24 protein-coding genes are annotated in these 25,239 nt (G+C 74.2%); 3 read left to right on the top strand and 21 right to left on the bottom strand.

Annotation, left to right across the window (positions count from 1 at the left end; genetic code table 11):
- Positions 1-32 precede the first annotated feature (32 nt).
- A complete protein-coding gene (locus CHF16_RS21105) occupies positions 33-5,486 on the top strand; it encodes an ATP-binding protein (protein ID WP_089327806.1) in 5,454 nt (1,817 codons plus the stop codon).
- 85 nt (positions 5,487-5,571) lie between these two features.
- Here the strand turns inward: CHF16_RS21105 and CHF16_RS21100 are convergent, their stop codons facing one another.
- From CHF16_RS21100 to CHF16_RS21055, 10 genes are read right to left on the bottom strand one after another with little or no spacing between them, the layout of a single operon-like run.
- The gene (locus CHF16_RS21100) at positions 5,572-5,934 is read right to left on the bottom strand and encodes a fluoride efflux transporter FluC (RefSeq protein WP_089327805.1); all 363 of its coding nucleotides are present in this window, start codon (positions 5,932-5,934) and stop codon (positions 5,572-5,574) included.
- Positions 5,931-6,425, bottom strand: coding sequence for a fluoride efflux transporter FluC (locus CHF16_RS21095; RefSeq protein ID WP_179271628.1), 495 nt, complete (start codon positions 6,423-6,425; stop codon positions 5,931-5,933). The genes CHF16_RS21100 and CHF16_RS21095 overlap by 4 nt, the downstream gene beginning before the upstream one ends.
- The gene (locus tag CHF16_RS21090) at positions 6,422-7,384 is read right to left on the bottom strand and encodes an urease accessory protein UreD (protein WP_089327855.1); all 963 of its coding nucleotides are present in this window, start codon (positions 7,382-7,384) and stop codon (positions 6,422-6,424) included. The genes CHF16_RS21095 and CHF16_RS21090 overlap by 4 nt, the downstream gene beginning before the upstream one ends.
- Positions 7,381-8,013 (bottom strand): urease accessory protein UreG, encoded by a 633-nt coding sequence (gene ureG, locus CHF16_RS21085; RefSeq protein ID WP_089327803.1) that lies wholly within the window; start codon positions 8,011-8,013, stop codon positions 7,381-7,383. Before ureG ends, CHF16_RS21090 begins: the two co-directional genes overlap by 4 nt.
- A gap of 19 nt (positions 8,014-8,032) precedes the next feature.
- Positions 8,033-8,755, bottom strand: coding sequence for an urease accessory protein UreF (locus CHF16_RS21080; protein WP_089327802.1), 723 nt, complete (start codon positions 8,753-8,755; stop codon positions 8,033-8,035).
- On the bottom strand, positions 8,752-10,479 hold the full coding sequence (gene ureC / locus CHF16_RS21075) for an urease subunit alpha (RefSeq protein WP_089327801.1): 1,728 nt from the start codon (positions 10,477-10,479) through the stop codon (positions 8,752-8,754). Before ureC ends, CHF16_RS21080 begins: the two co-directional genes overlap by 4 nt.
- 2 nt (positions 10,480-10,481) lie before the next feature.
- A complete protein-coding gene (ureB, locus tag CHF16_RS41900; RefSeq protein WP_089327800.1) occupies positions 10,482-10,946 on the bottom strand; it encodes an urease subunit beta in 465 nt (154 codons plus the stop codon).
- Positions 10,939-11,670 (bottom strand): CbiX/SirB N-terminal domain-containing protein, encoded by a 732-nt coding sequence (locus CHF16_RS21065; protein ID WP_089327799.1) that lies wholly within the window; start codon positions 11,668-11,670, stop codon positions 10,939-10,941. Before CHF16_RS21065 ends, ureB begins: the two co-directional genes overlap by 8 nt.
- Positions 11,667-11,978 carry an urease subunit gamma gene (locus CHF16_RS21060; RefSeq protein WP_089327798.1) on the bottom strand — a complete coding sequence of 104 codons (312 nt, stop codon included), beginning with the start codon at positions 11,976-11,978 and terminating at the stop codon, positions 11,667-11,669. The genes CHF16_RS21065 and CHF16_RS21060 overlap by 4 nt, the downstream gene beginning before the upstream one ends.
- A 51-nt stretch (positions 11,979-12,029) precedes the next feature.
- Complete coding sequence (locus tag CHF16_RS21055; protein ID WP_089327797.1) at positions 12,030-13,022, bottom strand: urea transporter; 993 nt, start codon at positions 13,020-13,022, stop codon at positions 12,030-12,032.
- 222 nt (positions 13,023-13,244) lie between these two features.
- On the opposite strand from CHF16_RS21055, the gene CHF16_RS21050 reads away from it, so the two are divergent.
- Positions 13,245-14,468 carry an ammonium transporter gene (locus CHF16_RS21050; RefSeq protein ID WP_342750104.1) on the top strand — a complete coding sequence of 408 codons (1,224 nt, stop codon included), beginning with the start codon at positions 13,245-13,247 and terminating at the stop codon, positions 14,466-14,468.
- Between the two features lie 71 nt (positions 14,469-14,539).
- Here CHF16_RS21050 and CHF16_RS21045 read toward each other — a convergent pair whose 3' ends face one another.
- From CHF16_RS21045 to CHF16_RS20995, 11 genes are read right to left on the bottom strand one after another with little or no spacing between them, the layout of a single operon-like run.
- Positions 14,540-15,361, bottom strand: a complete 822-nt coding sequence (locus tag CHF16_RS21045; RefSeq protein WP_089327795.1) for an HpcH/HpaI aldolase/citrate lyase family protein — start codon at positions 15,359-15,361, stop codon at positions 14,540-14,542.
- Complete coding sequence (locus CHF16_RS21040; protein ID WP_089327794.1) at positions 15,358-16,512, bottom strand: acyl-CoA dehydrogenase family protein; 1,155 nt, start codon at positions 16,510-16,512, stop codon at positions 15,358-15,360. Before CHF16_RS21040 ends, CHF16_RS21045 begins: the two co-directional genes overlap by 4 nt.
- Positions 16,512-16,871, bottom strand: coding sequence for a Zn-ribbon domain-containing OB-fold protein (locus CHF16_RS21035; protein WP_089327793.1), 360 nt, complete (start codon positions 16,869-16,871; stop codon positions 16,512-16,514). Before CHF16_RS21035 ends, CHF16_RS21040 begins: the two co-directional genes overlap by 1 nt.
- A complete protein-coding gene (locus tag CHF16_RS21030) occupies positions 16,868-18,010 on the bottom strand; it encodes an acetyl-CoA acetyltransferase (RefSeq protein ID WP_089327792.1) in 1,143 nt (380 codons plus the stop codon). The genes CHF16_RS21035 and CHF16_RS21030 overlap by 4 nt, the downstream gene beginning before the upstream one ends.
- Entirely contained in the window at positions 18,007-18,411 is a 405-nt protein-coding gene (locus CHF16_RS21025; protein WP_089327791.1) for a MaoC/PaaZ C-terminal domain-containing protein, read from the bottom strand. The genes CHF16_RS21030 and CHF16_RS21025 overlap by 4 nt, the downstream gene beginning before the upstream one ends.
- On the bottom strand, positions 18,408-18,899 hold the full coding sequence (locus tag CHF16_RS21020; protein ID WP_089327790.1) for an FAS1-like dehydratase domain-containing protein: 492 nt from the start codon (positions 18,897-18,899) through the stop codon (positions 18,408-18,410). Before CHF16_RS21020 ends, CHF16_RS21025 begins: the two co-directional genes overlap by 4 nt.
- A 31-nt stretch (positions 18,900-18,930) precedes the next feature.
- A complete protein-coding gene (locus CHF16_RS21015; protein ID WP_245868933.1) occupies positions 18,931-19,965 on the bottom strand; it encodes a RidA family protein in 1,035 nt (344 codons plus the stop codon).
- The gene (locus tag CHF16_RS21010; RefSeq protein WP_089327789.1) at positions 19,962-21,293 is read right to left on the bottom strand and encodes an MmgE/PrpD family protein; all 1,332 of its coding nucleotides are present in this window, start codon (positions 21,291-21,293) and stop codon (positions 19,962-19,964) included. Before CHF16_RS21010 ends, CHF16_RS21015 begins: the two co-directional genes overlap by 4 nt.
- The gene (locus CHF16_RS21005; protein ID WP_089327788.1) at positions 21,290-22,537 is read right to left on the bottom strand and encodes a CaiB/BaiF CoA transferase family protein; all 1,248 of its coding nucleotides are present in this window, start codon (positions 22,535-22,537) and stop codon (positions 21,290-21,292) included. Before CHF16_RS21005 ends, CHF16_RS21010 begins: the two co-directional genes overlap by 4 nt.
- Entirely contained in the window at positions 22,534-23,517 is a 984-nt protein-coding gene (locus tag CHF16_RS21000) for an LLM class flavin-dependent oxidoreductase (protein ID WP_089327787.1), read from the bottom strand. The genes CHF16_RS21005 and CHF16_RS21000 overlap by 4 nt, the downstream gene beginning before the upstream one ends.
- Entirely contained in the window at positions 23,514-24,032 is a 519-nt protein-coding gene (locus CHF16_RS20995; protein ID WP_089327786.1) for a MaoC family dehydratase, read from the bottom strand. The genes CHF16_RS21000 and CHF16_RS20995 overlap by 4 nt, the downstream gene beginning before the upstream one ends.
- 154 nt (positions 24,033-24,186) lie before the next feature.
- Between CHF16_RS20995 and CHF16_RS20990 the strand changes: the two genes are divergently transcribed.
- Positions 24,187-25,224: a nitrilase-related carbon-nitrogen hydrolase gene (locus CHF16_RS20990; protein ID WP_218826759.1), complete on the top strand. Its 1,038-nt coding sequence runs from the start codon at positions 24,187-24,189 to the stop codon at positions 25,222-25,224.
- Positions 25,225-25,239: the final 15 nt, after the last annotated feature.

Here is a 25,239-nt window from a genome sequence, read left to right as displayed (position 1 = left end):
GTGCGCCGTGGTCTACAGGAGGGCTCGGTCGGGTGTTCAGTCGTGTCGCCATCGTCAACCGCGGAGAGGCCGCCATGCGGCTCATCCACGCCGTCCGGGCCCTGGCCGCCGAGACCGGGGCCGGGATCGAGACGGTCGCCCTGCACACCGACGTCGACCGCACCGCCACGTTCGTCCGCGAGGCCGACCTCGCCTACGACCTGGGCCCGGCGGCCGAGCGGCCGTACCTGAACCCGGAGGTGCTGGAGCGGGCGCTGGTGGAGACCGGCGCCGACGCCGCGTGGGTCGGCTGGGGCTTCGTCGCGGAGGACCCGGCGTTCGCCGAGCTGTGCGAGCGGACGGGCGTCACCTTCGTCGGCCCGAGCGCCGAGGCCATGCGCCGGCTCGGCGACAAGATCGGCGCGAAGCTGATCGCCGAGGAGGTCGGCGTCCCGGTCGCACCGTGGAGCCGCGGCGCCGTCGAGACGCTGGACGCGGCGCGCGAGGCGGCGGCCGGGATCGGCTACCCGCTGATGCTGAAGGCGACCGCGGGCGGAGGCGGGCGCGGCATCCGCGTGATCAACGACGAGGCCGAGCTGGCCGACGCCTACGAGCGCACCAGCCAGGAGGCCGCGCGCGCGTTCGGCAGCGGCGTGGTGTTCCTGGAGCGCCTGGTCACCGGTGCCCGGCACGTCGAGGTGCAGGTGATCGCGGACGGCGAGACCGCGTGGGCGCTCGGCGTGCGCGACTGCTCGGTGCAGCGCCGCAACCAGAAGGTCATCGAGGAGTCGGCGTCGCCGGTGCTGCGCGCCGAGCAGGCCGCGGAGCTGAAGGCGTCCGCCGAGCGGCTCGCCGTCGCGGTCGGCTACCGGGGCGCGGCGACCGTCGAGTTCCTCTACCACCCCGGCGACGAGCTGTTCGCGTTCCTGGAGGTCAACACCCGGCTGCAGGTCGAGCACCCGATCACCGAGGCCGTCACCGGGTTCGACCTGGTGCGCGCGCAGCTGCACGTCGCCGCCGGGGGCCGGCTGGAGGGCCCGCGGCCGGTCGAGCGCGGGCACGCCGTGGAGGCCCGGCTGAACGCCGAGGACCCCGACCGCGACTTCGCCCCCGCGCCCGGCCGCATCGCGCGGCTCGACCTGCCCGCCGGGCCCGGCGTCCGAGTCGACACCGGCGTGCGGGAGGGCGACACCATCCCCGCCGACTTCGACTCCATGATCGCCAAGATCATCGCCTACGGCCGGGACCGGGACGAGGCGCTCGGCCGGCTGCGCCGGGCGATGGCGCAGACCACCGTGATCATCGAGGGCGGCGCGACGAACAAGAGCTTCGTACTCGACCTGCTCGACCGGCCGGAGGTCGTCGCCGCGAGCGCCGACACCGGCTGGATCGACCGGGAGCGCGCGGCGGGCGGCCTGGTCACCAGCCGCCACTCGGCGGTCGCGCTCGCCGCCGCCGCCATCGAGGCGTACGAGGAGGACGAGCGCGCCGCGCGGCGGCGGCTGCTGTCCACCGCGTCCGGCGGGCGCCCGCAGGTGCGGCACGAGAGCGGCAGGCCGCTCGACCTGAAGCTGCGCGGCGCCGCCTACCGGGTGCGGGTCGCACGGGTCGGCGCGGACCGGTTCCGCGTCGCCGTCGAGGCGGGCGACGACGTCCGCACCGCCGATGTCGAACTGGACCGCTTCGACCGGCACACCGCGCAGATCACCGTCAACGGCGCCCGGTACCGGCTGCTCACCGGGACGCACGGGCCCGTCCACCTGGTGGAGGTGGACGGCGTGACGCACCGGGTCAGCCGGGACGAGGGCGGCGTCGTCCGCTCCCCCGCGCCCGCGCTGGTCGTCGCGACCCCGCTGGAGCCCGGCGCCGAGGTCGAGGCGGGCGCGCCCGTCCTGGTGCTGGAGAGCATGAAGATGGAGACGGTGCTGCGGGCGCCGTTCAAGGCGCGGCTGAAGGAATGCGTCGTGTCGGTCGGCAGCCAGGTGGAGACCGGCGCGCCGCTGCTGCGGCTGGAGCCGCTCGCCGACGCCGAGGCCGGGGACGGCGCGGCCGCTGCGGCCGCCGAGCTGGACCTGCCCGCGGCGCCCGCCGCGGTCCCGGCCCCCGAGCGCGCCGCCCGCGGCCGGGAGGAGCTGCGCGGCCTGCTGCTCGGCTTCGACGTCGACCCGCACGACGAGCGCCGCGCGCTCGCCGGCTACCTCGCCGCACGCCAGGCCGCCGCCGCGGAGGGCCATCGGCCGCTGGCCGAGGAGATCGCGCTGCTGGACGTGTTCGCCGACCTCGCCGAGCTGACCCGCGACCGGCCCGCCGGCGGGGACGGCGCGGACGGGCACGTGCACAGCGCCCGCGAGTACTTCCACACCTACCTGCAGAGCCTCGACGTGGAGCGGGCCGGGCTGCCGGCGGCGTTCCAGGACCGGCTGGCGAAGGCGCTCGGCCACTACGGCGTCACGAGCCTGGACCGCTCCCCCGAACTGGAGGCGGCGGTCTTCCGGATCTTCCTGTCCCGGCAGCGCGCGTCCGCGGACGCCGCGGTCGTCAGCGCGCTGCTGCGCGCGTGGCTGCGCGAGCCCCCGCCGGTCGAGGCGCTCCGCGAGCCCGCCGGGCTCGCGCTCCAGCGGCTGATCAACGCGGCGCAGGTGCGCTTCCCGGTGGTCTACGACCTCGCCTGCGGTGTCGTGTTCGCCTGGTACGCCCAGCCGATGCTGCGCCGCGACCGCGCCCGCGTCTACGCCGACGTCCGGCGGCACCTGCGCCACCTCGACGCCCACCCGGACTCGCCCGACCGCGCCGACCGCATCGCCGAGATGGTGCGCAGCACCGAGCCGCTGGTGCGGCTGCTCGGCCGCCGGCTGCGCCGCGGGGACCGCGACAACGCGGTCATGCTGGAGGTGCTGACCCGGCGCTACTACGGCAACAAGGGCCTGACCGGCGTCCGCACCGCCGAGGCCGGCGGCTGCTCGTTCGTCGTCGCCGAGCGGGAGGGCTCGCGGCTGGTGTCCGCCGCGGTGAGCTTCGACGCCCTCGGCGGGGCGCTGGCCGGGCTCGCCGGCCTCGCCACCGGCGGCGAGGTCGTCGACGCCGACATCTACCTCTCCTGGGAGAACCAGCCGGAGGACTTCGAGGCGATGGCGGAGGCGCTGAGCGGCGTCCTCGCCGAGCATCCGATGCCCGGCGGGGTCCGCCGGATCACCGCCACCGTCGCGGGCAGCAGCGGCGCGGTCATGCACCACCACTTCACCTTCCGCCCGTACGGGGACGGGATGGCCGAGGAGCGGCTGATCCGCGGCCTGCACCCGCACATCGCGCAGCGGATGCGGATGGAGCGGCTGAGCGGGTTCGACCTCACCCGGCTCCCGTCCTCCGACGAGGAGGTCTACCTGTTCCAGTGCGTGGCGCGCGACAACCCCTCCGACGACCGGCTCGTGGCGTTCGCGCAGGTCCGCGACCTGACCGGGCTGCGCGACCACGACGGCCGGCTGCTGTCGCTGCCGACCGCCGAGTTCATCATCGCCACCTGCCTCGACTCGATCCGGCGGGCCCAGGAGCGGCGCCCGTCCAAGAACCGGCTGCCCACCAACCGCATCGTGATCTACGTCTGGCCGCCGAGCGACCTCGCCCGCGCCGAGCTGGAGATGCTCGTCGACCGGATGCTGCCGACCGCCGCGGGCGCCGGGCTGGAGGAGATCGAGATCATCGGGCGGCGCCGCGACCCGGAGACCGGCGAGCTGCTCAAGCGGACCGTCCGGATCGCGTTCGACGCCGCCGGCGGCACGTCCCTGACCGTGGGCGAGCCGTCCGACGACCCGGTCGAGCCGGTCGACGGCTACCGGCAGAAGGTGCTGCGCGCCCGCAGCCGCAACACCGTGTACCCCTACGAGCTGACCGCGATGCTCGGCGACTTCACCGAGCACGACCTCGACGCCGCGCACGCGCTGGTGCCGGTCGACCGGCCGGCGGGCCGCAACACCGCCGCGATCGTCGCGGGCGTCGTCACCACCCCGACGCCCCGGCACCCGGAGGGCGTCACCCGGGTCGTGCTGCTCGGCGACCCGACCAAGGCGCTCGGCGCCCTGTCGGAGCCGGAGTGCCGCCGCGTGATCGCGGCGCTGGACCTGGCCGAGCGGATGCGGGTGCCGGTGGAATGGTACGCGCTGTCGGCCGGCGCCCGGATCTCCATGGAGTCGGGCACGGAGAACATGGACTGGGTGGCGGCGGCGCTGAAGCGGATCGTCGAGTTCACCCAGGACGGCGGCGAGATCAACGTCGTCGTCGCGGGCATCAACGTCGGCGCGCAGCCGTACTGGAACGCCGAGGCGACGATGCTCATGCACACCAAGGGCGTCCTCGTGATGACGCCGGAGTCGGCGATGGTGCTGACCGGCAAGCAGGCGCTCGACTTCTCCGGCGGCGTCTCGGCCGAGGACAACCTCGGCATCGGCGGCTACGACCGGGTGATGGGCCCGAACGGGCAGGCGCAGTACTGGGCGCCGAACCTGGTCGCCGCGCGGGACGTGCTGATGGCGCACTACGACCACACCTACGTCGTCCCCGGCGAGGACGCCCCGCGCCGCGCCGCCACCACCGACCCCGCCGACCGCGACGTCTCCGACTTCCCGCACATCGTCGAGGGCAGCGACTTCACCACCGTCGGCGAGATCTTCTCCGCCGCGGCCAACCCGGACCGCAAGAAGCCGTTCGACATCCGGACGGTGATGCGGGCGCTGTCCGACCAGGACCACCCGGTCCTGGAGCGCTGGGCGGGCATGGCCGACGCCGACACCGCGGTGGTGCAGGACGTCCACCTCGGCGGCATCCCGGTGTGCCTGCTCGGCATCGAGTCGCACGCGGTGCCGCGGCGCGGGTTCCCGCCGACCGACGGCCCCGACTCCTACACCGCGGGCACGCTGTTCCCGCAGTCGTCCAAGAAGGCCGCGCGGGCGATCAACGCGGCCAGCGGGAACCGGCCGCTGGTGGTGCTGGCGAACCTGTCGGGCTTCGACGGCTCGCCGGAGTCGCTGCGCAAGCTCCAGCTGGAGTACGGCGCGGAGATCGGCCGCGCGATCGTGAACTTCCGCGGCCCGATCGTGTTCTGCGTGATCTCCCGCTACCACGGCGGCGCGTTCGTGGTGTTCTCCAAGGCGCTGAACCCGAACATGACCGTCCTCGCGCTGGAGGGCTCGTTCGCGTCGGTGCTCGGCGGCGCGCCCGCCGCGGCGGCGGTGTTCTCCCGCGACGTGGACGCCCGCACCGCCGCCGACCCGCGCGTCCGCGCGCTGGAGCCGCGCGTCGCCGCGGCGACCGGCGCCGACCGCGCCGCGCTGATCGCCGAGCTCGACGAGCTGCGCGCGTCGGTCCGGGCGGAGAAGCTCGGCGAGGTCGCCGCGGAGTTCGACCGCGTCCACGACATCCGCCGCGCGGTCGAGGTCGGCTCCGTCGACGCCGTCATCCCCGCCGCCGAACTGCGCCCCCGCATCATCGAGGCCATCGAGTCCCGCCTGAAGTGACGGCCGGTGCCCTCGTCCGCTCCGCTTCGCGGGGAGGACGAGGGCCGAGCCGCGGGCGCGGGTGTCGGGCCGGAGGTGAGGCCGGCTAGGCGAAGGCCGCGTGCAGGGCGGTGAAGGCGGCGAACCCGAGGAGCAGGCTGCCCGCCGCGTTCACGGCCGCCCGGGTGTACGCGCCGTCCTGGATCAGGTGGACGGTGTCGAGTTCGAAGGTGCTGAACGTGGTCAGCGCGCCGCACAGGCCGGTTCCCATCAGCGCCTCGACGTAGGTCCCGGTCCCCGCCCCGTGCAGGGCGCCGAGCGCGCCCGCGCCGAGCAGGTTCACCGCGAGCGTCCCCCACGGCATGGACTTGCCGGCGGCGGCCTTCACGTAGCCGTCCAGGACGTAGCGCAGCGAGGCGCCCACGGCGCCGCCCGCGAGCACGAGGAGCACCACGACGAAGGTCGTCACGGCGCGCTCCCGGGGTCGCGGTGCGGGATCCTGCGCCCGATCGCCATTCCCACGGCGATCGCGGCCCAGCCGGCGGCGACGCTGATCAGCGCGTAGCGGACGGCGAGGGACGGCTCGCCTCCGTCACCGAGGGTGTAGACGCCGTCGATCAGGTGCGAGAACGTCGTGAACCCGCCCAGGTAGCCCGTCACGGCGAGCGGCCGCACGTAGGGGTGCGCGCGGCCCCCGAGCAGGTAGCTGGTCAGGACGCCCATGACCAGGCAGCCGAGGATGTTGACGGTGAAGGTGTTCCAGGGGAACCCGAGCCTGGCCGCCGGGATCGCCTGGGTGAGCCCGTAACGGGCGAGCGCGCCGAGCGCACCGCCCACCGCGATCTCCCCGATCACCCTCGGTTTCAGCCCTGGCAGGGGCGGCCGCCCCTCGTGCGGGTGGAGGACCCGGGCCTCGGCCCGCTCGCGGTCGTGCAGGCGTCCCCGCAGCGGTTCCTTCACGCGCCCGCACCCGGGCGCGGTGCGGGGACGCCGAGGAGCAGCCGGCGCGCGGCGTCCCAGGTGCGGTGGAACGCGGCGTCCACCTCCGGGGATCGGTCGCCGAGCATCCGCGCCCACGCCCCGCTTCCGCCGGGCAGGATGCTCGCCCCGCCGCGCAGCCCCGTCCCGGCGAGCGCCTCGTGCATGGCGTCGGCGACCTCCCGAGCGGGCCTGGTCCCGGTGACGACGTACAGCGACGCCATGAGCCCGAAGCCGTCCATGACGGCGGGTCCGCCGGGGCCGTGCTCGGCCGGGATGAGCCGCAGCGGGTCGGCGAAGAGCAGCCGGCCGCCGGGGTCGCGGACCTCCAGGTCGGTGCAGTAGGCGTCGTAGGCGTGCCACTCGCCGCGGGCGAGCCGCCCGGCCATCAGCTTCTCGCCGATGACGACCGTCGACTCCGGGTCGGCGGTGACGCTCATGCGCTGGTAGAACCGCGACTCCCCGAACGGGATCGTGGTCGCGGGGAGGTACTCGACGTGGCTGCCCGGCCCGGCGGCGAGGTCGACGACCTGGGTGGCGTAGTCGTGCTCCATCCGGTAGATCCGCGTGGCGGTCTGGGTGGTGACGTGCACGGCCGTCCCCGGCCCGCAGTCCAGCGCGAGCCGGTACCGGTCGCCCTGCAGGACGCCGGCGCCGGCCGTCATGACCAGCACGTACGGCATGCCGGGCCGGCCGGTGTCCGGGTACAGCGGGCGGGTGGTGTGCAGCGGCGCCTTCTGGAAGCAGCCGGTCAGCTCCGTCCGGCCGCCCGCGACCGCGAAGCCGAGTTCCAGCACGCCGACCTTGCCCGGCGCGCCGACCGGCAGCGTGTCCGGCACCGCGGCGTACCGCGCCACCCCGGCGGGCAGCCACCCCGGCGCGCACCGCTCCGGCGCCGCCCGGTCGAGCCCGCCGGGGACGCCCTCCGGCGGGGCCGTCACGCCGGTGAGCACAGCGCCTCCCGGCGCTTCAGGACGAAGTCCGCGACCTCCGCGACCCCGGTCCCGGTGAGGCAGTCGGTCAGCGCGACGGGCCGCGTCCCGCGCACCCTCCGCGCGTCGCCCTCCATCACCGCGAGGTCGGTGCGCACGTACGGCGCGATGTCGATCTTGTTGATGACCAGCAGGTCGGAGTCGGTGGTACCCGGACCGCGCTTGCGCGGCATCTTCTCCCCCTCGGCGGTGTCGAGGACGAACACGTACACGTCCGCGAGCGCCGGGCTGAAGGTGAGCGTCAGGTTGTCGCCGCCGCTCTCGAACAGCAGCACGTCGATGTCGGGGAACCGGTCGAGCAGCTCCGCCGCCGCCGCGAGGTTCATCGTGGGGTCGTCCCGCACGGCGGTGTGCGGGCACGCCCCCGTCTCGACGCCGACGACGCGCTCGGCGTCCAGCGTGCCCGCCAGCGTGCGGCGGACGTGCCGGGCGTCCTCCTGCGTGTAGATGTCGTTGGTGATCACGCCGGGCCGGTGCCCGCGCTCCACCAGGATCGGGACCAGCGCCTCGATGAGGGCCGTCTTGCCCGACCCCACCGGCCCGCCGATGCCGACCTTGTAGACCTGGTCCAGTTCCATGGCGTCCGTCCTCGCTCTCTCAGGTGATGAACAGGCGGGCCTCGGCCCGTTCGTGCAGGGCGGCGACCGCGTCCGCGGCGGGCGTCGAGGCGTGCAGGTCGCGGGGGTCCCGGGCGGCCAGCGCCGTCTCCGCCGCGCGGACGAGATCCGGCCGCAGCTCGCGCAGCAGCGCCTGCGCCCGCCGGAAGTCGATCCGGGCGAGCCGGACCGCCGCCGCCGCGCAGCTCGCCGCGAACGCGTACAGGTCGCTCGCGACGGCGTCCCGGACGGGCACGCCGAGCCCCGCGTGGATCACGCCCACGGCGACCGGGTGGGTGCCCGGCGCGGCACCGTCCGCGACGAGCCCGGCGAGCCGGGCGGCGGGGGCCGACCCGAACGCGGGCCCGGCGTTCTCCAGCACCTGCCGGCCGGTGCGCACCGACGCCGTCCGCTGCTCGCGGCCGAGCTTCAGCGCGTGCAGCCTGCGGTCGGTCTCCACGACCAGGTCCCAGTCGCCGGCGGTCACCGCCCGGTGCGCCAGCGCCAGCGCCGCCGCGTCGCCGGTGCCCGCCGCCCGCACCAGGTCCGCCACCAGCACGGGCAGGTCGTCCGCGCCGGCCAGGCCGAGCTGGGTGTGGCCCTCCAGGCCGTGCGACAGGGTGTAGAGCCCGCTGGGGAAGCCGGAGTCGGTGAGCTGCAGCTGCGCGAGCAGCGTCTCCAGCCCGCCGGCCCCCGGCCTCCCCTCCGCCCGGACGCCGGTCATGCGATGTAGTGCAGCCGGTTCAGCGGCAGCGAGCTCGCCGGGTCGATGGTGACGCGCTCCCCGTCCACCGTGACCCGGTACGTCTCCGGGTCCACCCTGACCTCGGCCAGCGTGGAGTTGTACATCATGTGCCGCTTGTCGACGGTGCGGCACTGCTGCACCGGCCGGATGATCCGCTCCAGGCCGAGCTTCTCCGGGACGCCCTCGGAGATCGCCGCGTCCGACATGAACGTCACGCAGGTCTCGCGCAGCGCCCTGCCGAACGCGCCGAAGGTCGACCGGAAGTAGACCGGCTGCGGGGTGGGCAGCGAGGCGTTCGGGTCGCCCATCTGCGCCCAGCTGATCAGCCCGCCCTTGATGACCATGGCCGGCTTCGCCCCGAACGAGCGGACCGGCCACAGCACGATGTCGGCGAGCTTGCCGTCCTCCAGCGACCCGATCTCGTTCGCCATCCCGCAGGTGCGGGCCGGGTTGATGGTGACCTTGGACAGGAAGCGCAGCACGCGGGTGTTGTCGTTGCGCGAGGAGTCCTCGGGCAGCGGGCCGCGCTTGTCCTTGCAGTGGTGGGCGACCTGGAAGGCGCGGGTGACCGACTCGCCGACCCGGCCCATCGCCTGCGAGTCCGACCCGATGATGCTGATGACGCCGAGGTCGTGCAGCACCGTCTCCGCCGCGATGGTCTCCGGCCGGACGCGGCTCTCGGCGAACGCGAGGTCCTCCGGGACGTCGTAGCTGAGGTGGTGGCAGACCATCGTCATGTCCAGCAGCTCGTCCGCCGAGTTGACCGTGTAGGGCAGCGTCGGGTTGGTCGAGGCGGGCAGGACGTTCGGCTCGGAGGTGATCTGCAGGATGTCGGGCGCGTGCCCGCCGCCGGCGCCCTCGGAGTGGTAGGTGTGGATCGCGCGGCCGTCGATCGCGCTGATCGTGTCCTCCACGAAACCGGCCTCGTTCATCGTGTCGGTGTGGATGGAGATCTGCACGTCGTGGTCGTCGGCGACGCGCAGCGCGCAGTCGATGACCGAGGGCGTGGTGCCCCAGTCCTCGTGCACCTTCAGCCCGCAGGCGCCGGCGCGCAGCTGCTCGTCCAGCGGGCCGGGCAGGCTGCCGTTGCCCTTGCCGTAGACGGCGATGTTGATCGGGATGTCCTCGTAGGCCTGCAGGATGCGGGAGATGTTCCACGGTCCCGGCGTGCAGGTGGTGCCGCGGCTGCCGTCGGCGGGCCCGGTGCCGCCGCCGAGCAGCGTGGTGGTGCCGTTGCTCAGCGCGTGCTGCGCCTGCTGCGGCGCGAGGAAGTGGACGTGGGAGTCGATGGCGCCGGCGGTCGCGATGAGGTTCTCCCCGGAGATCACCTCGGTGCCCACCCCGACGATCAGCCGCCGGTCCACCCCGTTCTGAGTGTGCGGGTTGCCGGACTTGCCGACCCCGGCGATCCGCCCGTTCTTGATGCCGATGTCGCCCTTGACGACACCGAGCAGCGGGTCGATGATCACCACGTTGGTGATGACCGTGTCCAGCGTCGTCGTCGCGCTCAGCGAGGCCGGGTCGGCGGACATGCCGTCCCGGGCGGTCTTGCCGCCGCCGTACTGGGTCTCGTCGCCGTAGTGGCCCTCGTTGTAGTCCTTCTCCACCTCCACCACCAGGTTGGTGTCGGCGAGGCGGATGCGGTCGCCCACGGTGGGGCCGTACATGCTCGCGTACTTCTGGCGGGAGATCGTGGTCGCCATCGTCAGCCCCTCCTCGACCGGCCGGCGCCGGCCTTCGCGCGGGCGCCGCGCTCGGCGGGGGCCCGGTGCCCGTTGCCCGACCCGTCGCCGCTCGGCGCCTCGGTGTCCAGGTAGCCCCACTCGTGCATCCGGCTGAAGGCGGCCTCCCGCGCGGACTTGGACCGGACGCTGCCGTTGAGCAGCCCCCCGAACCCGACGATGCGCATTCCGCCGCCGTACTCGACGAGCTGGATCTCCTTGGTGTCGCCGGCCTCGAACCGGACGGCGGTTCCCGCCGGAATGTCCAGCCGCATTCCGAAGGTCTTCTCCCGGTCGAAGCTCAGCGCCCGGTTGACCTCGAAGAAATGGAAGTGCGAGCCGATCTGGACGGCCCGGTCCCCGGTATTCTGCACGGTCAGCGTCTCCCGGCGCTGACCGGAATTCAGTTCCAGGTCGCCGTCGCCGAATATGTAGACGTCCTCAGCCATGAGCGGTCATCCCCTCCAGGGTCGTCTCGGTGTTTCCGGAAAAAGCGTGCCCGTGGCCGTGCCCGTGCCCCGCCGCCGCGGCGAGGCCGTCGTCGCGGGCGTGCGCCCAGCGCCGCTCCGCTTCGGCGGCGCGCTCGCGGACCAGCGCCGCCACGGCCGCCGGGGCGAGCAGCGGCCCGGCGGCGGCCGCCCTGCGGCAGGGCGGGGGCGGGACGAGCGAGGCGGGCACCACCGCCACGTGGCGGGCCCCCAGCAGCCGGCAGCGCTCCACCCCCTCGGCCACGCCGGGCTCGCCGCCATCGAAGGCGACCTCCACCCGGCGGACCGGCAGGTGGTGCCAGACCAGCCGCGCGACCTTGAACAGCTCGGCGTCGGCGCCGGGTCCGGCGGCGGGTGCCACCAGCAGCGCGGCGTCCAGGCCCGGCGCCGCCCGCACGGCGCGCTCGACCGCGGCGCGGATCCACCCCACGAGGTGCGTGACGGTGCCGAGCGGCCCGGCGAGCAGCAGGTCGCCCGGCGCCCGGTCGCGCGCCGCCCAGGCCAGGGTCTGCGCCGCCGCGGGCGCGAGGTCCGGGTCGCGGCCCAGCGTCATCGGGACCGCGACGGCGCGCGGCCGGTCCCGCAGCGCGGTCCGCAGCCCCCGCCCGGGGCCGGTGATCCCGGCCGCGGGGGCGCTCTCGTGCCCGCCGACCCGCAGGACGGCGCGGCCGGGAGCCTCCGTCACCTGCCGCCGCCGACGGGGTCGTGGCAGGAGACGAGCTTGGTGCCGTCGTCGAAGGCGGCCTCGACCTGGATCAGCGACAGCATGCCGCGCACGCCGGGCAGCACGTCGTCCGGGCCGACGACCTTCTTGCCCAGCTCCATGCAGTCGGAGACGGTCTTGCCGTCCCGCGCGGCCTCCACGATCGCGGAGCTGATCAGCGCGACCGTCTCGCCGTGGTTGAGCTTCAGGCCGCGCCGCCGGCGCTGCTCCGCCATCTGCGCGACGGTGAAGATGAGCGCCTTGTCGATCTCTCGTGGTGACAGGTTCATCGATGCCCCTTTCTGCCCGGATGCCCCCGGGACGCGGACGGCGGCGCCCCCTCATGCGGGCCGCCGGATCCTGGAGAAGATCGGGACGGCGGCCAGGAACACCCAGGTGACTAGCACGAACGGCCAGGTCAGGGTGTGGCCGCCGACCACGTTGAACAGGTTGGTGAGACCGGCGGTGAGGCCGGCGGCCGTCGCCGCCCCGATCACCGCGTAGACCGCGCCGGCCGGGCTGAGCACGAGGAACGTCCCGGTCAGCGCGATCCCGGTCAGCACCGCGTTGTAGCCGTACAGGCCGGCGCCGAGGTCGGCCGCCTGCGCGCCGAGCCACCAGCCGGTGAGCAGGCCGATGAGGCTGGACACGGCCGCGGCCCCGGCGGCCAGCGGGCTCGACACGGCGAGCCCGACGAGGAAGATCAGCCCCACGTACCACGTGTCCTGGAAGAACACCTGCCCGACCCCGTTGAAGAACCCGTGCCAGAAGTCGGTCCACGTCATCGCGGTCCCGGGGTCGGTGGCGGACGGCGGGGCGGTGTTGGTGTGGCCGGCCCAGACGCGGGCGTAGGACGGCGCGCCGATCGCCATCACCAGGGCGACGACGCAGAACGGCGCGGTGAATGTGGGCAGGTCGTACGGCGTGAGCACGGCGTTCATCGCCGCGGTGAGCACGCTGCCCGCGACCGCCCCGCCGATGACGAGCGGGACCGTCGACCAGTCCGCCCCCAGGTAGAGCACCAGCGCGACACCGATGAGGGTCCCGTTGAAGCCTTCGAGACCCATCGAGATGCGGTCCCGGTCGACCCCCAGCAGGTGCGCGGTCACGGTGGCGGTCACGACGCCGAGCAGTGCGAACGCGCCGAACTGCCAGCCGCCGACGAACAGCGCGACGATGAAGAGCAGCCCCGTCCAGACGCTGGGCTGGAAGTCGACCTGTGCGACGCCCCGCGGGATCGTCAGGAGGGCGTCCTTCGCCCGCTCGGAGGCGGGGGCCGGGCGCTCGCCGGGCGATTCGCGGGGCGCGTCCGCGGACGGCGGCGATGACGCCATGGATGCTCCTCACAGATCGCCGGAAATCCCCATCGCCCGAGCGACCCGGCATTCATCGACGTGCACGACAAGAAGGACGCTTCCCGCGTTACCCCACCGAGAAAAACCGTTGGCGGCAAATCATTGGTCAAGGCATGGAATGTCGAGTTTGCCGGACCTCCCGGAAGCACACCATGAAGGCGGAAGCTCACCCGCCGCATACCCGGGAGAGACGGATCGACGATGGGTTCGCATATGCCGTCGGGCCTCAATACGGGGGATTCCGCCTGGCTCATGGTGAGCACCGCGATGGTGCTCCTCATGACTCCCGGCCTCGCCTTCTTCTACGGCGGCATGGTCCGCTCGAAGAACATGCTGTCGATGCTCTACATGAGCTTCATCTCGATCAGCGTGGTGACGATCCTGTGGTTCCTCTACGGGTACGGGATCGCGTTCGGCGAGGACGCGGGCGGCCTCGGGCTCATCGGCTGGGGCGACTGGCGGCTCGGGCACATCGCGCCGACCGCGCTGCAGGGCGCCATCCCGAAGCAGATCTACGTCTGCTTCCAGCTCACGTTCGCGATCATCACGGTCGCGCTGATCAGCGGCTCGATCGCGGGCCGCGCCCGGTTCGGGCCGTGGATCCTGTTCGTCGTCGTGTGGGTCACGGTGGTCTACCTCCCGATCGCGCACTGGGTCTTCGCCGATTCGGGATGGCTCAGCGAATGGGGCGTCATGGACTTCGCGGGCGGGCTCGTCGTCGAGCTGAACTCCGGCGTCTCCGGGCTCGCGATGGCGCTCGTGCTCGGGCGCGGCATCGCGTTCCGGCGCGGCGCGGGGCCCCGCCCCGGCAACATCCCGTTCGTGCTGCTCGGCCTCGGCCTGCTGTGGTTCGGCTGGTTCGGCTTCAACGCCGGGTCGGCGCTGACCGACGGCGCGCTGGCGACCCGCGCGTTCGTCAGCACGATGATCGCGGGCTGCGCCGGGATGCTCGCCTGGCGGACGCTGGAATGGCTCCGCTTCCGGCATCTGACCAAGCTCGGCTCCACCAGCGGCGCGCTGGCGGGCCTGGTCGCCATCACCCCGTCCTGCGCCTTCGTCAGCGTCGAGGGCGCGTTCGCGGTCGGCGTGGTGGCCGCGCTCGTGTGCACCTACGCGGTGGAACTGAAGCTCGTCGCCGGCTACGACGACACCCTCGACGTCGCCGGGATCCACGGCGCCGGCGGGATCGTCGGAGTGGTGGCGCTCGGGTTCCTGTCCACCGGCTGGGAGCGCGGCGCGCCGGGGCTGTTCTACGGCGGCCCGGCCTCGGTACTGGGCAAGCAGGTCGTCGCGGTGCTCGCCGTCGCCGCCTACGCCTTCGCCGTCACCTACCTCGTCGGCACGATCATCGACCGGCTGTTCCGGATGCGGACGACCGAGGAGGAGCAGGCGCGGGGCATGGACGCCGCGTTCGCCGATGAGTGACCGCGGCGGGCGGCCGGCGGCCCCGCCTTTCCTCGTGCCGGTGGTGCCGTCACCGGCCGGCCGCCCGCCGGTCAGCTGAGGAGGCGGCGGGCGGTGCGGATGACGGCCTCGTCCACCAGGCGGCCGGCGGCGTCGGTGAAGACGGCCGAGCCGGAGGCGAGCGACTCCTCGTAGCCCGCGAGCAGCGCGCGGGCCCGCTCGACCTCCTCCGGCGACGGGGTGAAGACCTCGTCGGCGACCGGCAGCTGGGCGGGGTGGATGCAGGCGCGGCCGTGGAAGCCGAGCCGCTTGAGCCGCAGCGTCGTCGCCCGGAAGGCGTCCAGGTCCCGGAACTCGGTGGAGACCGGGGCGATCGGGGCGGGCAGCCCGGCGGCGGCGGACGCCGCGACCACCTGCGACCGCGCCCACAGCAGCTCCGCCTCGTCCGGCCCCGGCGTGACGCCGAGGTCGGCGGCCAGGTCCGCCTCGCCGAGCTGGAGGCCCGCGACGCGGGGGGCCGACGCGATCTCCCGCGCCGCGAACACCGCCGCCGCCGACTCCAGCAGCGGGACGACCGGCAGCTCCGGCAGGCCCGCGGCGGTGAGCACCCCGTCCAGGGCGCGCAGGTCGGCGGGGCTCTCGGTCTTGGCGGCGCAGAGGCCGTCCAGCCCCGGCCCGGCGACCGCGCGGGCGTCGGCGAGGCCCTGCTCGCCGGGGTTGATCCGGACGGTCACCGCCGGCCGGTCCGGCGGCAGCGTCCGGAGCCGGGCGGCGACCTCGGCGCGGGTGCGCTCCTTCGCGGCGACGGGCACCGCGTCCTCCAGGTCGACGATCAGCTCCGCCGCGCCGCTGCGCAGGGCCTTCGCGAGACGGTCGGGGCGGTCCCCCGGCACGTACAGCGCGGTGGTCCTCATCCGACGGTCTCCTTGCCGGAGGTCAGGGCCTTGGCGATGACGGTGCGCATGATGTCGTTGGTGCCCTCGCCGATGCTCATCAGCGGCGCGTCCCGGTAGAGGCGCTCGACGGCGAACTCCTTGGAGTAGCCGTAGCCGCCGTGGACCTGCATCGACGCGAGCGCGCACTCGATCGCGGCCTCGCTGGCGAACGTCTTGGCCATCCCCGCCTGCATGTCGACGCGGTCGCCGGCGTCGGCGCGGGACGCGGCCCAGTAGACGAGCAGCCGCGCGGCCTGCACCTTGATCGCCATGTCCGCGAGCTTCAGCTGGATGGCCTGGAAGTCCTGGATGGGGCGGCCGAACGCCTCCCGCTCCGCCGCGTAGCGCAGCGCCTCGTCGTAGGCGGCCTGGGCGATGCCGAGCGACCGGGCGGCGACGTTGATGCGGCCGGTCTCCAGCCCGGACAGCACCTGCTGCATGCCGCGCCCCTCGACGCCGCCGAGCAGGTTCCGGGCCGGGACGCGGACGCCGTCGAACACGATCTCGCAGGACTCGGTGCCCTTGTAGCCGAGCTTGGGCAGGTCCCGCAGCACCTCGAAGCCGTCCTCCACGAGCAGGACCGACATGCCCCGGTGCGCCGGGGACGCGGTGGGGTCGGTCTTGACCAGGACGGGCAGGGGGCTCGCGTGCCGGGCGTTGGTGATCCACGTCTTGCGCCCGTCGATGACGTAGTGGTCGCCGTCGCGGCGCGCGGTGGTGGTGATGCCCTGCAGGTCGGTGCCGGCGCCCGGCTCGGTGAGGCCGATGCCGGTGCGGCGCCGCCCGGCGGCGAGGTCGGGCAGGAAGCGGTCCTTCTGCTCCGGCGTCCCGTGCCGGGCGATCATCCAGCAGGACAGCGAGTGGCTGCCGAGGATGCCGGCGATGCCCATCCAGCCCTTGGAGATCTCCTCGAAGACGAGGGCGAAGGAGACCATGTCGGCGCCGAGCCCGCCGTACTCCTCCGGGACGGTCAGCCCGAACAGGCCGAGCTCCTTCATCGTCTCGACGATCTCGGTGGGGTACCGGTCGGCGGCCTCCCACTCCTGGACCACGGGGCGGATCTCGCGGTCGACGAAGTCGCGGAGCGTGTCGCGGAAGAGGCGCTGCTCTTCGCTCAGTTCGAAGTCCATCAGGCGTCCTTGGTGAAGATCGGGAGGTTGCGGCCGCCGGGCAGCGGGCGCCAGCCGAGCCGGACCGGCTCGTCGCACGCCCACGGCCCGGGGCCGTCCAGGTGGCTGAGGATGACCGGGCCTTCGGCGAGCCGGACCCGGGCGACCGTGTAGGGGACCTCGAGGTCCGGGGCGGGCGCGCGGTGCACGACCGTGAAGGAGTCGACGGCGCCGAGCCCGGACGCCTCCTCGAACTCCAGCGACGTGCCGCCGCAGGCGGTGCAGAGCTCGCGCGGGTAGTGCTGGGCGTGCCCGCACGCGCAGCGCTGGACGAGCAGGCGCCGCTCGCGGGTCGCGTCCCACCATTCGTCCTCGATCATCGGTCCGCTCCCAGCAGGACGGTGGCGTGGCTGGACAGGATGCCGCCGGTGCCGTGCGCGAGCGCGATCTCGGCGCCGGCGACCTGCCGGTCCCCGCACTCGCCGCGCAGCTGCCGGACGGCCTCGACGAGCAGCAGCAGCCCGTACTGGCCGGGATGGCAGTAGGACAGGCCGCCGCCGTTGGTGTTGAGCGGGAGGCCGCCGCCGGGGCGGATCCGGCCGTCCGCGACGAACCCGGCGGCCTCGCCGGGCGCGCAGAAGCCGAGCCCCTCCAGGGTCAGCAGCACCGTGATCGTGAACGAGTCGTAGACCTCGGCGACGTCGACGTCGGACGGGTCGAGCCCGGCCATCGCGAACGCCCGCCGCCCGGAGTCGAACGAGCCGGGCCGCAGCAGGTCGGGGGCCGAGGTCATGCTGGTGTTGGTGGTCGACTCGCCGTAGCCGAGCACGATCGCCGGGGGCTTGCGCAGGTCGCGGGCCCGCTCCAGGGAGGTGACCACGACCGCGCCGCCGCCGTCGGTGACCAGGCAGCAGTCGGCGGTGGTCAGCGGCGTGGAGACCATCGGCGCGTCCAGGACGTCCGGGACGGTCAGCGGCCCCTTGCCGTACCGGAACGCCTTGGGGTTGAGCAGCGCCCATTCGCGGGCGGCGGCGGCGACCTCGGCGAGCTGCTCGCGGGAGGCGCCGTAGGCGTGCAGGTACCGCTGGGCCGCCATCGCGTAGTACGAGATCGGGTACAGCGGCGCGTACGGCGACTCGAACACCGCCTCAGGGGTGTGCGGGTCGAGCACGCCGCCGAGCGACCGGGACCGCGCGGACCGCTGGTTCGACGCGAACGTGATGAGGACCGTGCTGCACTGCCCCGCCTCGATCGCCTGCGCCGCCCGCGCGACGAACATCTCGAACGCCGACCCGCCGGCGAACGTCGAGTCCGTCCAGGACGGCTCGATGCCCAGGTAGTCGGCGAGCTGCGTGGCGGAGAACCGGGAGATCCCGGTCGTGGCGAGGCCGTCGACGTCGGAGAGCGCGAGGCCCGCGTCGTCCAGCGCCCGGGTGACGGCCTGCGCCTGCAGGCCGAGGATCGACTTGCCGGTCACGCCGAGGTCGGACTCGGCCGCGCCCGCGATCGCGACGGTCACGGCGTCCCCCCGCCGAGCCGCACCTCGCAGCCCGCGGGCGCGACCGCGACGCGGCCGTCCGCCACGACCGAGACCTGCTGCTCGATGGTCAGCAGGCCGTCGCGCGCCTCGGTGACGGTGCCGGTGCAGCGGACGGTCTCCCCCGCGAACACCAGGTTCCTGAACCGGAAGGACAGCGTGACCAGGTGCGCGGACGGGCCGAGCCAGTCCTGCACCTGCTCGGCGAGCAGCGCCCCGAACACCTGGCCGTCCACGACGGGCGCGGGCAGCTTCCGCGGCTCCAGGAACGCCGGGTCGTAGTGCATCCGGTGCCAGTCCCAGGTGGCGCCGGCGTAGGCGACCATGTCGGCGAGCTCGATGCGGCGCACCAGCTCCGGCACCGCCTCCCCCGCGGCCGTCATGCGATCTCCACGTAGATCAGGGTCTCCTCGTTGGCGGCGAGCGGCTCGCCGTGCCGGTCGGTGTACGTCGCGGTCGAGGTGACGATGAGCATCGCCTGCCCGCGCGCGTTGACCCGCTCGGTGATGTCGGTGATCCGCCAGGTGGCGGTGACGACGTCGTCCGGGCGGACGGGCCGGTGGAACGTGTAGGCGTTGCCGCCGCGCACCAGCCGGGTGCCGGGCACGTCCAGGTGCCAGCTGTGCCCGGCGAAGCCGTCGTCGTCCCGGCGCAGGCCGGTGTACTGGTTCGTCTCGAAGATCAGCGTCGGCGGGGCGACCACCCCGGGGTACCCGTGCTCGCGCGCGTAGGCGTCGTCGGTGTAGAGCGGGTTGGCGTCGCCGACGGCCTCCGCGAAGTACCGGATCGACGCGCGGCCCAGCTCCTCGGGCGCGGTGTAGACGACCTCGCGCCCGACGAGCGCCTTCATCTCCTCGGTCAGCAGGCTCATGCCGCACCCCTTCCAGAGGCCGCGACCCCGCTCACTTCAGGACCGCCGTCGGCACGACCTCGATCAGGAAGTCGGGGCGCAGCAGCGCCGAGCACACCACCGACGACAGCGCCGGCCCGTCCCCGAAGTACTTGCGGCGGATCTCGGCGACCTGCTCGTAGCCCTCCACCGCGGCGGGGGTGATGTACTCGACGAGCCGGACGACGCTCGGGTACGGCGGCCGGTCGCCGAGGCCCGCCTCGCGGAGCGTCGCGGCGATGGACGCGTAGGTGTACTCGGCCTGGGCGAGCAGGTCGCCGTCGAAGATGCCCTTCTGGGTCGCCGGCTCCAGCGCGCCGAAGCCCGACATGAACAGCGTGTCGCCGGCCGCGACGCCCGGCTTATAGGTGAGGGTGTCGTACCGCTTCCAGCCGGGGTTGACGGTGCGCAGCTCCGCCGTGGACGCGATCGCGTCGAGCGACACCATCGCGCCCGGCATGACCGGCTGGTCGACGATGATGCCCGCCGCGCCGGGGAACACCCCGTCGGCGGTGCCGAGCAGCTCCTTGCGGGGGCGGCCGCAGCGCGGGTACTCGGCGCGGGTGGCGGAGGCCGTGTAGTCGGTGGTCTGCACGAGCGCGCCGAGCCCGAGCCCGGCGGCCTTCAGCAGCTCGGCGGCCTGCTCCAGGCACTGCCGGTACTGGCTGCGGAAGTCGCCGCCGCGCGGGTGGATGCTCGGCAGGTAGACGATGCCGCCCGCGATGCGCAGCGCGCCGCGGTGCAGGCCCTCGTCCGGGGCGGCCTCGACCAGCTCGCCGCCGCCCGGGTAGGCGGTCAGCTCGACCGAGAGGTCCTCGCCGCCGGGCAGGGCCTCCACCGCCACGGTCGCGACCGGGGCGCGGTGGCCGCCGAGCGCGGCGCCGCGGGCGGCCTCCACCTCGGCGTAGGCGCCGAGCGCGGCGGCCGTGGCGTACTCGACGACGTGCACGACGTCGCCCGGCGCGGCACCGGCCTCGGCGAGCGCGGCGAAGGCCCGCTCGTAGGCGCCTTCGATCGTCCCCGCGAAGGCGGGCAGCCGAACAGTCACTCTTCCTCCAGACTGGTGAGCAGCGGCCGGACCGACGGCAGGCCGGCCAGGCCGAGGATCAGGTCGGCGCGGTCCGCCGAGCCGAGGTTGGCGATCGCCTTGGCCCGCACGGTCGCGTCGATGTGCGGGTCGCCGGGGCCGCCGCCGCTGCGCGGCACCTCGGCGGTGACGGCCTCGCCGCCGGGGGTGACCGCGCGCAGCCGCCCCGGCTGGTCGGCGGCGGCCCCGCCGAACGCGACCACCTCCGTGCGGACGCGGGCGGCGAGGTCGAGCACCTCGGGGCGGTCGATCGCGTCGTAGGTCGCGGCGGTCACCTCGCCGTCGAGCACCATCGCGGCGACGCTCCAGGGCAGGCTGAACTTCGCGTCGTAGGACGTGCGCGGCCGCTCCTTGCCCGGACCGCAGACGATGGCCGCGGCGTCCGGGTGGACCTCGGCGGTGATGCTCTCGACCGCGGTGCCGTGCAGCCGCCGCGCGGCGTCGAGCTGGGCGTGCATGAGCTGGCAGGCCGGATACGGCTTGACGGTGATGCGGGCCAGCTCCCACCGCTCGCCGAGCCCGTCCAGGACGGCGGCGGGCTCGACGCGGCGGCCGAGCAGCGCGCCGTACAGGCCGTACTCGCCCTCGACGACCGAGTCGGGCCCGGTGGCGCCGTGGGAGGCGAGGGTCGCGGCGAGCACTCCCCCGCGCGCGGCGAACCCCGGGTGGAGCTGCTTGGTGGACGCGCCGGTGTTGAGGAACTCCAGCAGGCCGCCGGCCTGGCTGCCCGCGATGCCGAGCGCGTGGACGGCGGTGTCCGGAAGGAGCCCGCGCATCCGGGCCGCGGTGAGCGCCGCCGCGAGCACCCCGCAGGCGGCCGTGGCGTGCAGCCCGCGGGCGTGGAAGCCGTGCGGGGCGGCGGCGCCGAGCCGGCAGACGGTCTCCAGCCCGACGATGGCGCCGAGCAGCAGGTCCTCGCCGGTGAGACCGAGCGCCTCCGCCTCCGCCAGCGCGACGGGGACGACGGGTGCGGAGGCGTGCACGAGCCCGCCCGCGTGGGTGTCGTCGTAGTCGAGCGCGTGCATCAGGACGCCGTTGGCGAACGCCGCCTCGGCGCGGGTCACCCGCATCGCGCCGGGCGGCCCGCCGATGATGGTCGCCTCCGCGCAGCCCCCGCCGAGGTCGCAGGCGGTGAGCACGGCGGCGGTCGCGGCCCGGCGCCGGGCGGCGGCGGCCGCGCAGCCGATGCCGTCCAGCACGTGCCGGACGGCGGCGCGGCGGACGGTCTCGGGGACGTCGTCGAGGGTGAGCCCGAGCGCCCAGCCGGCCAGTTCGCGGGCGACCGTCATGCCGGATCCCCGCCGTCCGCGCGGTCCGGCGCGGGGCCGAACGGGTGGTCGGGGCCGAACGCGCCGGCCGCCGCGAGCTCCGCGACGCGCTCGCCGGTGAACCCGAGCACCTCGGCGGTGACGTGCGCGAGGTCCTCACCGCGCTGCGGGGCGCGCCGGTAGGAGGGCGGCTCCGCGCCCGCCCGGACCGGCGAGGCGAGGTTCTTCAGCGTCCCGTAGCGGGGGTGCTCGGTCTCCACGACCAGGTTGCGGGCCGCGGTGTGCTCCTCGGCGAGCGCCGCGGCCACGTCGTTCACCGGCCCGCACGGGATGGAGGCGGCGTACAGCGGCTCCAGCCACTCGGCAACGGTCCGGGTCAGGAACAGCGGTTCGAGGATGCCGAGCAGGTCGGCGGCGTTGCGCTGCCGGTCGGCGAACGTCGCGAAGCGCGGGTCCTCGGCGAGGTCGGGCCGCTCCAGGACGGCGGTGAGCCGCTGCCAGAACTTCTCCTTCGCGCAGCCGACGACGAGCCAGCCGTCCTTGGCGCGGAAGTTCTGGAAGGGCACGAGCGACGGGTGCGCCGAGTGCCGGGTGCGGACGGGCGTGAACCCGGCGTTGAGGTGCCAGACGCCCGGGTAGGTGAGCATCGAGATCGCGGTGTCGTAGAGGGAGACGTCGCAGTCCATGCCGACGCCGTCGCGGCGGGCGGCGTGCAGCGCGGCCAGCAGCGACAGCACCGCGACGTAGCCGCCCGAGTAGTCGACCAGGGACAGGCCCGACTTGGCGGGCGGCCCGTCCGGCTCGCCGGTGAGGTCCATCCAGCCGGCGAGGCCCTGCAGGATGTAGTCGTAGCCCGGCTCTTTGGCGCGCGGCCCGGTCATCCCGAACCCGGTGAGCGAGCAGCACACGATGCGCGGGTTGATGTGCTTGAGGTCGTCGTAGGTGATGCCGAGCTTGGCGGGGACGTCGCCGCGCAGGTTGGAGTAGACCGCGTCGGAGACCCGGACCAGCTCCTCGAACACCGTCCGGCCCGCGGGGGTGGACAGGTCCACCGAGACCGACCGCTTGTTGCGGTTGAACGCCTCGTGGAACAGCGAGTCCTCCCCCTCGGCGTACGGGGGGACGTAGCGGCCGACGTCGCCGCCGGTGCGGGGGTCCTCGATCTTGATGATCTCGGCGCCGAGGTCGGCGAGGTGCAGGGAGCCGAACGGACCCGCGCCGTACTGCTCCAGGGAGACGATGCGCACGTCCTCCAGCGGCCTCATGTCAGCTCCTTGATCAGGTCGATGATGCGGGCCTGCGCGGTGCGGGTCTCCGCGGGGTCGAGCCCGTGGGTGGGCGGCGTCAGCTTGATCGTGGTGGCGTGCCCGGCGTACCCGGCGATGCGCTCGGCGACCTGGTCGGCGGTGCCGGACAGGGTGAGCGCGTCGACCATCCGGTCCGGCACGGCGGCGGCGAGGTCGTCGGCGCGGGCGCCGGCCCGGAACGCCTCGACGACCTTGTCCTGCTCGGCGGCGAGGTCGTGGAAGGCGAAGAAGTCGGCGTAGGTCCGCACGGAGGCGTAGAACCCGGCGAGCCCGGCCGCGCGGCGGCGCGCCGCCGCCGGGTCGGGGTCGATGGAGCAGGCCGCCGAGACGACCGCGTCCACGCCGGGGCGCAGCAGCGGCAGGGCGCGCTCGCGCAGCCAGTCCGGCGAGCACAGCTCGTGCGAGATCCAGCCGTCGGCGATCTCCCCCGCGAGCCGGGTCATGACCGGTCCCATGCCCGCCAGGTAGATCGGGAACGGGACGGACGGGAACGGCCGCTGGTAGCCGCGCACCCGCAGGCTCACCTGCTCGCCCTCGACGGTCATCGGCTCGCCGGACGCGGCGTGCTCGGCGAAGTGCCGGATGATCCGGACGGTCTCGCGGAGCCGCGCCGCCGGGCGCTCCCAGTGCACGCCGTGCCAGTCCTCGTTGAGCCGCCGCACGCCGCTGCCGAGGCCGAGGACGAACCGCCCGCGGGACAGCTCGGCGAGGTCGAGGGCCTCCAGCGCGGTGGTCATCGGGCTGCGGGTGAACGCCAGCGCGATCGCGGTGCCCACCTGGGCGCGGGAGGTGCCGGCGGCGACGGCCGCCGCCGACACCGTGGCGCTGCGGTGCAGCTCGGGGACCCACAGGGCCTCCGCCCCGGCCTCCTCCGCGGCGCGCGCGGCGGCGACCATCTCGGCCATGGTCTCGCCCCACGGCCCGTAGGTGATCCTCATGCCGTGAGCGGACCGTTCTTGGCCTCGGGGAAGTAGCCCTTGTCGTGCGGGGCGTCCCGCTTGTAGACCATGACGGTCCGGGTCCAGGAGACGACCTCGTCGCCGTCCTGGTTCAGGCCGCGGGTCCGGGCGGTGACGATCCCGGCGTAGGGGCGGGACGCCGACTCGCGGGTCCCGGTGATGAGCGACTCGGCGTAGATCGTGTCTCCGACGAACACCGGGTGCGTGAGGCGGATGTCGGTCCAGCCGAGGTTCAGCAGCGCGTTCTGGCTGACGTCGATCACCGACAGGCCGAGGACGAGCGCCACGGTCAGCCCCGAGTTGACGATGATCTTGCCGCTGGGCGAGCGGCCGGCGAAGTCGGCGTTGAAGTGGTTCTGGTTCGTGTTCAGGGTCAGCAGCGTGAACCAGGTGTTGTCGGTCTCGCCAATCGTGCGGCCGAACGGATGCCGGAACACGTCGCCGACGGCGAAGTCCTCGTAGTACCGGCCGATCTGGGCCTCATGGACGGTCAACCCGCACCTCCTCGGATGGCACCCCTCTCCGGGGGGCTGACACCGAACCTAAAGGTCAGACTTTTCTCCCGTCAAGACCCCGACCCCCTTGCATGCCGCTTAATATTCCGCTTAGCGTAACGGCGTTCCGACGAAAGAGGGAGGTGGGCAGGCCGTGGATCCGACCCCGGAACCGCCGCGAACCGACTACCGGGCGCTGGCACTGCAGACACGGACGGAGGCCGTCAACGGCCTGTCGCCCGGTGAGGCGCGCGACGCCATGGCGGCGTCCATCGCCCGGATCGGCGCCGAGGTCGCCGCCGCCAAGCGCTGGGTGGGCCCCGACCTGCGGCTCGTGGTGCTGCCCGAGTACGTCCTCAGCGGCTTCCCGATGGGCGAGCCCGTCGAGCGCTGGCGGGACATGGCCGCGCTCGCCCCCGACGGCCCCGAGTACGAGGCGCTCGCCGGCATCGCGGCGCGCGAGGGGCTCTACCTGGCCGGGAACGCCTACGAGAGCGACCCGCACTTCCCCGAACTGTACTTCCAGGCGTCCTTCGTCCTCGATCCGGCGGGCGCCGTGGTGCTGCGCTACCGGCGCCTGCACTCGCTGTACTCGCCCACGCCGTACGACGTGTGGGACCGCTACCTCGACCTCTACGGCATGGACGCGGTGCTCCCCGTGGCCAGGACCGGGATCGGCGCCCTGGCCTGCATCGCCTCGGAGGAGATCCTCTACCCCGAGCTGGCGCGGGCGTTCGCGCTGCGCGGCGCCGAGGTGTTCTGCCACTCGACGTCGGAGGTCACGAGCCCGGCGCTCACGCCGAAGGAGATCGGCCGGCGCGCCCGCGCCGTGGAGAACCTCGCCTACGTGGTCTCGGCCAATAGCGGCGGCCTGCACGGCATCCCGATCCCCGGCGACTCCACGTCCGGCGGCTCCAAGGTCATCGACTACGAGGGCCGGGTGCTGGCCGAGGCCGCCGGCGGGGAGAGCATCGTCGCCTCCGCCGAGATCGACCTGGCCGCGCTGCGCCGCACCCGCGCCCGCCCCGGCATGGGCAACCTGCCGTCGCGGGTCAAGCCCGGCCTGTGGGCCGAGGAGTACGCGCGGCACGACGTCGAGCGCCCCAACGGGCTGGACGGCCGCGCGCCCGACCGGGCCTGGTTCACCGAACGCCAGCGGGACTCGATCGCCCGCCTCACCGCCCCCCGCTGACCTTCGACCCCGCAG

This window comes from Actinomadura meyerae, assembly GCF_900188445.1.
GTDB lineage: Bacteria > Actinomycetota > Actinomycetes > Streptosporangiales > Streptosporangiaceae > Spirillospora > Spirillospora meyerae.
Note: the sequence above shows the minus strand (reverse complement) of the source record. Positions and strands in the feature narration are given on the sequence as shown.